This is a genomic window from Thermogemmatispora sp. (assembly GCF_019683755.1).
In the GTDB taxonomy this organism is placed as follows: domain Bacteria; phylum Chloroflexota; class Ktedonobacteria; order Ktedonobacterales; family Ktedonobacteraceae; genus Thermogemmatispora.
Genome location: NZ_JADGHT010000217.1, coordinates 1 through 7,928, shown reverse-complemented (window position 1 = coordinate 7,928; position 7,928 = coordinate 1). Strand labels below are relative to the sequence as shown.

General features: G+C 64.8%; 11 protein-coding genes. All 11 read left to right on the top strand.

Features of this window, described 5'->3' with window-relative positions:
- The first annotated feature begins 308 nt into the window (after positions 1-308).
- Complete coding sequence (locus IRZ24_RS13695) at positions 309-554, top strand: hypothetical protein (protein ID WP_297165187.1); 246 nt, start codon at positions 309-311, stop codon at positions 552-554.
- A gap of 49 nt (positions 555-603) precedes the next feature.
- Positions 604-831 (top strand): hypothetical protein, encoded by a 228-nt coding sequence (locus tag IRZ24_RS13690; RefSeq protein WP_297165186.1) that lies wholly within the window; start codon positions 604-606, stop codon positions 829-831.
- 188 nt (positions 832-1,019) lie between these two features.
- Positions 1,020-1,220 carry a hypothetical protein gene (locus IRZ24_RS13685; RefSeq protein WP_297165184.1) on the top strand — a complete coding sequence of 67 codons (201 nt, stop codon included), beginning with the start codon at positions 1,020-1,022 and terminating at the stop codon, positions 1,218-1,220.
- Positions 1,221-1,396: 176 nt separating this feature from the next.
- Positions 1,397-1,696: a hypothetical protein gene (locus IRZ24_RS13680; protein ID WP_297165182.1), complete on the top strand. Its 300-nt coding sequence runs from the start codon at positions 1,397-1,399 to the stop codon at positions 1,694-1,696.
- On the top strand, positions 1,689-2,786 hold the full coding sequence (locus IRZ24_RS13675; RefSeq protein WP_297165180.1) for a hypothetical protein: 1,098 nt from the start codon (positions 1,689-1,691) through the stop codon (positions 2,784-2,786). Before IRZ24_RS13680 ends, IRZ24_RS13675 begins: the two co-directional genes overlap by 8 nt.
- Before the next feature lie 15 nt (positions 2,787-2,801).
- Positions 2,802-3,308, top strand: coding sequence for a hypothetical protein (locus tag IRZ24_RS13670; protein ID WP_069804494.1), 507 nt, complete (start codon positions 2,802-2,804; stop codon positions 3,306-3,308).
- A gap of 457 nt (positions 3,309-3,765) precedes the next feature.
- Positions 3,766-4,608: a 3'-5' exonuclease gene (locus tag IRZ24_RS13665; protein WP_297165177.1), complete on the top strand. Its 843-nt coding sequence runs from the start codon at positions 3,766-3,768 to the stop codon at positions 4,606-4,608.
- A gap of 83 nt (positions 4,609-4,691) precedes the next feature.
- Positions 4,692-5,627: a hypothetical protein gene (locus IRZ24_RS13660; RefSeq protein ID WP_297165175.1), complete on the top strand. Its 936-nt coding sequence runs from the start codon at positions 4,692-4,694 to the stop codon at positions 5,625-5,627.
- 47 nt (positions 5,628-5,674) lie between these two features.
- Positions 5,675-5,968: a hypothetical protein gene (locus tag IRZ24_RS13655; RefSeq protein ID WP_297165173.1), complete on the top strand. Its 294-nt coding sequence runs from the start codon at positions 5,675-5,677 to the stop codon at positions 5,966-5,968.
- Between the two features lie 15 nt (positions 5,969-5,983).
- Positions 5,984-7,081: a winged helix-turn-helix domain-containing protein gene (locus IRZ24_RS13650; RefSeq protein ID WP_297165171.1), complete on the top strand. Its 1,098-nt coding sequence runs from the start codon at positions 5,984-5,986 to the stop codon at positions 7,079-7,081.
- Positions 7,082-7,928 (top strand): ATP-binding protein (locus IRZ24_RS13645; RefSeq protein WP_297165169.1); only part of this gene is annotated, 847 nt, incomplete at its 3' end. It lies immediately after the preceding gene.

The window sequence follows — 7,928 nt, the reverse complement described above, 5'->3', positions numbered from 1 at the left end:
CGCGCCAGAGGAGCAGCCTGCTCACCAGGATGTGTCGTGTTGGTGTTGGTCTTGGACGTGCCTGGCGGCGTGAGGCCGTCAGGGAGAGAAAGAAAGGAGGCCGCTCATGTGGGGTCTTCCCCAGCGTTCGCAGCCGGGCTGTGAGGAACCGGGCTGTGAGCGCAAGGCTGATCCACGGTATCGATGCTGGAAATGCGAGCGGAGGTTTTGCCGGACACATGCCTTGGAGTTGCTCGATGAACCCCCACCCAAGAAGATCCTCTGCCTGGGGGGGATAAGGAGCGTACTGAAGAAGGAGAAGCCAAGCCATGACCGTGCAAGAAGCGCTCTCTGTTGGGTCAGAGGCGCGCTATGAGGATCACTCGCGATGGTGGACGATCGCCGCGATTGTTCGCCGCCAGGCTGGGAGCTATACGGCCCGCATCAGCCGACAGGAACAGGATTGCCATAGTGAGAGCTTCGTCCAGGCGGCTTCACTGGCCGTACTGGAGCGGGTACTGAAGCAGACTGGAGTTGACCCCCATGTGGGGTGGAGGCCAGTCTCTGGGCAGTAGATGTGCTTTGATCCCTCAGTGCCATTCCTCGTCAGGAAGGAGCAATCACATGCCACCTTCTGCCTTTGACTACGAGCAGGGCTATGAGCTGGGGAAGCAGTACAGCGAGGCGTGGACGCAGTTGCCGACGGCCACGCTGCTCAAGCAGTTGGCCAGCCTGCTGGAGCAGGCGATGCCATCGGAGTCTGGGCAGCAGGCAGAATGGGGCAAGCGAGCCTGGATAGTGGGAGTGTTGGAAGGGATGGCGGACGGCCTGGCTGCTGATTGCAATGCCTGAGCTTGCAAGCCCGCTCAGGGCTTGCAAGGGGCGCTCCCATGCTCCCACACTCCTCATCGAAAGCCAAGCAAACCCGTGGGCTGATGGCGTCCGTTCCCGCCGCCATGCCGCTGCCGTGGGCGGAGACGCGGCAGCCAGGTCAGAAGGGATGACAGACAGACAGACTGACAGAAAGGAGGTGAACAGCCATGCTTGACCTGGTGCTCACGGTCGTTGTGGCGGGGGTTCTCGTGGGCTCTGTCGTGAGCGTGATTGGCATGGTGGTCACGCTGGTACGGTGTGATCGCCAGGTCTCGGCGAGCGAACGGGCGATGCTCTCTGCCAGGCAGGACAAGCTGACGGAGCTGGCGCGTGCTCGGGCACGCCTGCTGCAAAGCCACGAAGACTGAACTGGGCACGTGGTTTCACGGACGCTGGCAACGGGCTGGTTGCCGGCTGGCGGTGGTTTGGTTCACCCGGTCGCGGGCGGGATCACCGCCAGCAGGGAGCCAGCCGGTCTGGGTCGATGCAGCGGGCCGGGCCGGGCGTGCTCTCGACAGTTGGACTTGAGCAAGGAGGATGAAAGATGACTCAAACCAGTGCGCAGCGACGAATGGTCGCGCCGTCTCCCGAGGACATCGAGAAATTAACGCAGCTTCGGGAGATTGTTCGTCAGGAGGCAGCAACAGCTTCGCCCTTCATGGCCAGTCTCTGGGAGACGCTGCATGCTCATGTCTCTCGCGCGCATCTGCGCGCCCAGCGGGCGCTGGCGCGCGCAGAGCGCTCAGCTGTGCTGCAGGCAGCCAAGGCGGCGCGCACGCAGCACAGCGTAGCCAAGGGAGCACAGGGGCAGGGGGAGGAAACACAGGAGGAGAGCAATGGCTGAGGACCCCAAGACCAAGGCCGTGGGAGGCGAGACGCAGACTCGAGATCTCGTCGCTTTGGCGATGCGGGCACTCCAGCGATGGAGCCTTGGCCCGGGGCCATCGCCGGAGTCCGAGGGTGCGCTGGAAGAGCCGTCTGTGCCGGCGGCACCAGATCCAGCGCAGTCAACCGTCATCTCTGCACAGGGAGAGGAGCAGGGGCGTGCTCTGCCCCTGCCCTCGACCCTGGAAGCAGTGGGGGAAACTGACCCGATAGCGCGCTACCGCAAGCAAATCGAGGAGTTTGATGCAGACAGGGAGGCCCCCATAGGGAAAGGCATCCGGTTGCTGTTGTTGACCACCGGCTACGTGGCTCCGGTCTGCTGTGCTGCATTGTTGGGATGGGAGTTTGGAGAGCTGTTCGGGAAAGGTGATCTCTTTTTCAGCGCTGCGCTTCATGTCCTTTCCCTCTCTGCGGAGCTGATCATCGCAGGGCTGGCTCTGGCAACTGCCTGGAGTCTGAAGCGCTTGGGGTCGGACCGGCACATGCTGCCGCGAGCTGTCCTGTGCGGAGCGCTCTTCCTTGTGGCCTCGATTGGCTCTGCCACTGCCCTCTGGTGGGCGCTCTCCTCCTCCCCAATTCCCCCCATCGTGCTCGCCTTCCGGGTCATTGTTCCCGTGATCATTGAGGTGGGAGGAATGGCCATCGTAGCGACATTGGATTTCCAATCGCTGGAGGCATTTCTTGCTGCCTTACATCGGCGGGCAGAAGCAATCCAGCGGCTCAGCGAAGCGGAGCTCCGCCTGAAGGCGGCTGAGCAGGAGGCGGCCAATCGCCAACGGGAGTATGAGGAGTACAGGCAGATGCGTGCGCGGAATGAGGAAGTGCTTCTGAAAATGCTGGAGATCCAGAGCCGCGGAGCTTTGGCAGCCATGGAGCGGCAGGTGAGAGTGATTGAGAGCGAAGCGTTCCAGCAGCCGACGCTCCCACCGGCTCAGATGCAGCAGACCGAGACGGAGGAGGTACCGCCGGTGAAAGCAGCGCCGTCCTGGCACCTGCTTACGAACCAGCAGGCCTGGAGAAGTCCGCATGGGCACCAGGCCCGCACCTAGGAGGGAGGCGAGAGGATGCAGGAGCGCACTCTTCGACGGCTGCTGGAGGCCCAGGAGCCGCGGCTCCCGTATACGCTCCTGGGGCAAGAGGAAATCCTCACCCCTCAGTGGGGACGTCGTCTCCTGCTCTTTCTGGCCACCTCTACCGAGTACTGGACGCTTCGCGCACGTCCCAACCCTGCCAGCAGCCTGGTGGTCTGTTGGGAGCATAATTCCTGCCTTCCCTGCCCGACCCTCTCTTTGCAAGAGGGGTACTGCTACGATGCCTATGAGCTTCCGAAGTGGTTTTCTCTGGAAGGGAAACTGACGCGCAAGAGCGCGCCGGTCTTCCGCGGCGCGCTTCTCGCAGGTCTCCAAGAGGCCTATCAACGGTTATCCGCACTCCCTCGATCGACCCGCCGCCGCTATGAGCGTGAGGTACAGACCATGCTCAGAGGGCGGGGCAGACCGCGGCGCTGCCCCAAGATGTGGCCAGAAGAGAGCCAAAAGTGGGCAGAAGTGGAGAGCCGCGGGCAGAAGTGAGCCTGGCCGTTGCAGGTACGGCAGCGTTTTTGCCCCGTTTTCGCCCAAATCTGGGAGTTCTTTTTCATTGCGATGCGAACAGAGGTGAAACGGTGGCACTGCACACCTCGAGCCATGCCCCCATGCAGGGAGATCTCCAAGACCCCTCGAGCGCCCTCCCGCGGTACCGGTGGAACCAAGAGATCAGCATCAGCGGGAGCTGGTGCGTGGGCCTGTGGATGCTGGGGCTGCTCCTCAACGGGCTGGTGCTGACCAGGGGTCATTTCAATCCCTCAGCGGGCTGAGGCGGCGTTCCGACAGCCCCTCTCTAGCGGAGCATCAGGAGTGGCGTCCGTCAAGCCGTTTCGAGCATTCCCAAAAAGCGGTCACCGCTGCGCGCCATCTCGTAGCGTCGTCCCGCCGCGACGCTCACCCGGTTCTTCGTGTTCACACCCTCTCATCCACAGGAGGAAGACCCGTGACTCAGACGCAGACCATCACCCGCATCCAGGAGATCATCGCCCGGCTCCAGGAGGCGTTGCCACTCCTCATCGAGGAGCAGCAGGGACTGCCGCCAGGCCCGCTGACGATTGCGGAAGTAGAGGCGCGGCACCAGCGCAGAGAGCAGATACGTGGGCTCATCCAGGAGGCGTATACGCGGCTGCGCTCGCTCCCCGTAGGGGAGGGCTGGCCCTCCCTGCCGAAACCCGAGTGGATGGCCTGGGCGCAAGCCGTGCTGGCCCAGCCCGGCAGCCTGATCCTGGAGGTCGATACCTCCGGGCTGCAGGTGGGGGCCGAGGTGCTCCGCCTGCTGCTGCTGCGGCTAGAGGATGGGGCCGTGGTCTTTGACCAGTGCATCCGCCCGACGCAGCCCATCGCGCAGATGCAAGAGGCACTGGCCTACAATGGCCTGACGGCGGAGGAGCTGGCAGGAGCGCCCCCGCTGGAGGAGGTCTGGCCCGCCTTCTGGCAGCAGGCGCGAGGGAAGGTGCTGGTGAGCTTCAATTGGCCCTGGGATTATCAGCAGCTCACGGCTGCCTGTCGGCGACTGGGGCAGGGAGTCCCGGCGCTGCTGGGGATCGACTTGCAGGAGCCTGCCCGCGCCTTCTTTGAACTGAGCTTCGCCAGCCTGGGAGACCTCTGTGGTCGCCTGGGGGAGCCGCTCCCTCAGCCAGCGACAGCCGTGGAGCGCGCCCGGGGGCAGGTAGCCATCCTGCACGCGATGGCGGAAGGGCGCCTCGGTCCCCTCCACGAGCAGGAGGAAGCAGACGAGGGCGACCTGGATGCGCAGGACGACCTGGACGATACCCAGCCGTTCTAGTCCTGGCCAGGTGAGGGGATGCGAAGAGCATCCCCTCGCTCTGGGGCACACGACGATCCTCATCAGCAGGAAAGGAGCATCCCATGAACATGAATGAGGAGCTAGAGGCGCTGGCCCAACGTGCCAGCGAGGTCTACGAAGCAGAGCAGCGCTCCTTCCGCGCCAGGCAAGCCGCCCAGGCTGCTGAGGAAGAAGCGGAGCGCCGCCAGGCCGAGCGCCAGGCCCAGGAGCGCTTCGAGCAGGCGCTCACCCTCTTGGAATGCAGTGGGCTCCCGTCTGTGACGCGTCCCTGGATGCGCAGGCTTCCTACGTATCCAGACTCCCTGACCATCCAGCTGCGGCTGCCCGAGCCTTTTGGCTGCAGCCAGTGTGACTGGAAGATCACCCTGCGTGATGAAGGCTGGTATGGGATCGCTGGCTGCGAGCGGATCAATGCCGCCGCTGCCCGCTCCGGCTGGCTCCCCCCCGAGTCGTTCGTCCGCTGGCTGCTCTTTGGACTCGAAGCGTCGCGCCGGGAACATGTCCGGTGGCAGGCACTGAAGGCCGAAGATGAGGTGGCCCGTGCCGAACTGGCAGAGCGGCAGGCAGAGGTCCTGGCGCGCGCCTGTCCCTGGCCCAAGGAGGCAACAGTCACGCTCTACCAGGTCCACTATGTCCGGGGCATGGTGGCGACAGAGGAAGGGGAGCTGCGCTGGTTAGAAGAGACGGGCTGGAGCCGGAGCGATCAACCGGATGCGGAAGGGTATCTGACGCTAGAGCCGACAGCAGACGGCGCGGAGCGCCGAATACTCAAACTCGATCCGGAGCTCCACCGGCCCGTGTTCCAGAAGCGAGTGTTCTCGCTCACCACCCCCAACGACCTTCCCTGGGAGCTGACCGCCTGGCAGGAAGAGCAGATCAGCGGGTTCCGGTGGCAGCAGGCCCACGGACGGTCCTGGCTGGTTCGTGATCCGGCGGGGTCCATCTCCATTTCCTTCCGCGTCCCGTTGCCCTGGGTTTTCAATCCCACAACGGGCTGAGGCGGCGCTCGGACCCGGTTGAGCTACCAGAAGGAGGCCATCCACCGATGGGAATGGATCGTCAGCGGTATCCCCCGAACTGGGCAGAGATTTCCCGAGCGGCGCGGGAGCGGGCCGGCTGGCGGTGCCAGTGGTGCGGTGCCGCTCAGGGTGAAGAGCGGGTGAGCCTGGCGGGCAAGCGCGACAAGCAGGACTGCCGACCCGAGAACCTGGCAGCACTCTGTCAACGCTGCCATTTACGCTACGACATTGATGAGCATGTGGGGCATGCCCGGCAGACGCGCTGGCGGAAGCACCGGGAGGCGCAGCTGCAGGCTGGGCAATTGCTGCTGTTTGAGTGACGGAAGGATGATGACATGGCGCGAAGCCGCAGTATTCCGGTGGCACTCTTGAAAGAGCCAGATTTCTTTGAATTGTCTGCCGAGGCCCGCGTGGTGTTCATCGGCCTGATCCTGGAGGCCGATGACGAAGGGCGCGGGCGGGCCCACGCGGGCCTGCTGGCACGACTGTTTAATGTCAGCGAGGCCGCGGTGGAGGAAGCCCTCAGCCAGTTAGTCGAGCGGGGGCTGCTGCTGCACTACCAGGTGGGGCGCCAGCAGTACTATCAGTGGCTGCCCTGGAAGCAGTGGCAATCGCTGAGCAAGCCCACGCCCTCCCAGTTGCCGCCCCCTCCAGCATGGGGGGAGCAGGAGTCCGTGGCCGAGCCAGTTCTGGCAGAACGAGCTGGCTGTTCCGAGTCTGGGGTTTCCTGGGTTTTTCTGGAAAATCCTGGGAACCCCAGGAAACCCCAGTCAGAAGAAGAAGGGGAAGGGGAAGGGGAAAGAGAAAGAGAAGAGGAAACAGAAAGGGAACGAGAACAAGCATCACTGGTGACGAAGCAGGCGGCTGGCGCAGGATCGACCAGCGCCTCGCCGAAGGTAGTCCCCTTCCCTGGCCCAGCAGCCCCTCGCGTCGACAGCGGCGTCGACGCTGCTCTGTGTCAAGAGATTGCCGAGATCCTGGGCCTCCCGGCGTCGCGGCACCTCTGCCAGGTGTTGGAAGAATTTGCCGCGACGCTGGGCTGGTCAGCAGTGCGCGGAGAAGCTGTCGAATGTGCCGAATATATCCAGGACCCGCGGCGCAATCAGCGGCAGCAGCGGCTGACGCCAGGCTTTTTCCGCCGCTGGCTCAAACGCGTGCAGGCCGCGCAGGCTCAGGCGCCGGTGCCCTCCAGGCAGGAGGTTGCAGCCGGGTCGGAGGGGACAGGCTCGGCGAGCGCTGCCGGGCTGGAGAGCGGTCGCTGGCCCCCCAGGCGGGGCACGCGCTCGCATCTGCCCGTAGAACCGGCCTGGCAGTCTGATCCCATGGCCCAGTACCGTTCCTATGTCGAAGCGCAGCGACAGGCCTGGAAAGCAGCGTGCCAGGTTGAGCAGGTCGAGGCCGAGGAGCCAGGTGCCGCTGCAGGAGGGAGCTGAATGGGGTCCTTCACGCGACTGGGGGCCGCCCTGCGCGTGCCGGCGCGGCTGGCCAGCCGGTTCTCCCCGGAGCGGGTAGCGACCTCGCAGGCGGAGGCCCGCTGGACCTGTCCCACCTGTGGGACCGTTGTCGAGCCGCTCGCGCTGGACGATGGGCGCTGGCTCCGGTTGCGCTGCGGCTGCGAAGTGCACGCCAGCGCGGAGCAGTGGCGGGTGCAGCAGCGCGTCCTGCTGGAGGAACAGCGGAGCAAGCTGCTGGCAAGCCAGCTTTTTGGCTGGCTGGCGCCGGCGCAAGCAGCCCAGGGTCCTTCCGGGCAATTCGAAACGTTCCGGCTCGACATGCGCCCAGGCGATACGCCCCAGACCGTGCGGCAGCGCCAGCTCGCCTTGCAGGAAGCGCAGCGGTTTGCCCATGATCCCCAGGGCACGCTGCTGCTGGTCGGCCCCCCTGGGGTGGGCAAGACCCATCTGGCGGCGGCCATTGCACGCGCCCGGGTGGCCGCAGGACAGGCCTGCCTGTTCGCCAGCGCGGTGGCGCTCTTCGAGCAGATCCAGGTGCTGCTGCGCCAGGACGAGGACTACCTGCGCCTCCTTCAGAAAGCGATGCGGACGCCCTTGCTGGTGCTGGATGATCTGGATAAGCCCAAGCCGAGCGATTTCCGTGAAGAGGTGTACTATCGGCTGCTGGATCAGCGGCTTCAGAGCGGGAGAGCGACCGTGGTGACGGCCAACCATCGCCCGGATCAGCTCCTGGCCTGGCTGGGGGCCGCGGGCGTCTCGCGGCTCCTTGCTGAGGCGCGCGTGGTCGAGTTAGAAGGGCCAGACTACAGGTTATTCCCCAAGCGAG